Annotated in this window: 1 protein-coding gene; it reads right to left on the minus strand. The window is 37.1% G+C overall.

Features of this window, described 5'->3' with window-relative positions:
- The coding region (locus tag WFZ86_RS20110) for an AMP-binding protein (RefSeq protein WP_342693610.1) at nucleotides 1–693 on the minus strand (693 nt) is incomplete at both ends.

A 693-nucleotide genomic window follows, 5' to 3' on the forward strand; every position in this document is an offset into this window, starting at 1 on the left:
TTCTTGGAGCTACATACTCAGCCTGAATAATATCATCTGTGCTTACGGAGGGTAATGCATTCTTATCGATTTTACCATTAGGAGTAAGAGGAAACTCATCCATAAAAACATAATAACTTGGTAACATATAATCAGGTAATTCTCGTGCTAATGATAATCGAAGCTGTTGTTTATCAATAACAGCTGTACTAACAAGATAACTTACAAGAACCTGCTCTCCTTGAACCATCGCAGCGATAACAACACATTGATCGATGTCCTGCTGGGCTTCTAAAACATGTTCGATCTCTCCAAGCTCTACCCGATGCCCTCTTATTTTAACCTGGCTATCTTTTCTTCCTATACAAGCTATGGTACCATCAGGTAACCATTTGCCTAAATCTCCCGTTTTATAAAGTTTTCCTATTTCACAAAAAGGATTGGTAACAAACTTTTCTGCTGTTAATTCTGGCTGGTACAAATAACCTCGAGATAAGCCATCTCCAGAAATACAAATCTCACCAATTACACCTATTGGTTGTAAAGCCAATGCATCAGAGAGGATATAAAACTGGGTGTTATCAATTGCTTTACCAACTGGTACTGAACTTTCATAAAATCCTTCTACTCTATAATAACTGCTATAAGTCGTATCTTCCGATGGACCGTATAAATTTCTTATTGCAATTCCAGAACCGTTAAAGTAATTAGCGA

The organism is Flavobacterium polysaccharolyticum (assembly GCF_038739875.1).
In the GTDB taxonomy this organism is placed as follows: Bacteria; Bacteroidota; Bacteroidia; order Flavobacteriales; family Flavobacteriaceae; genus Flavobacterium; species Flavobacterium polysaccharolyticum.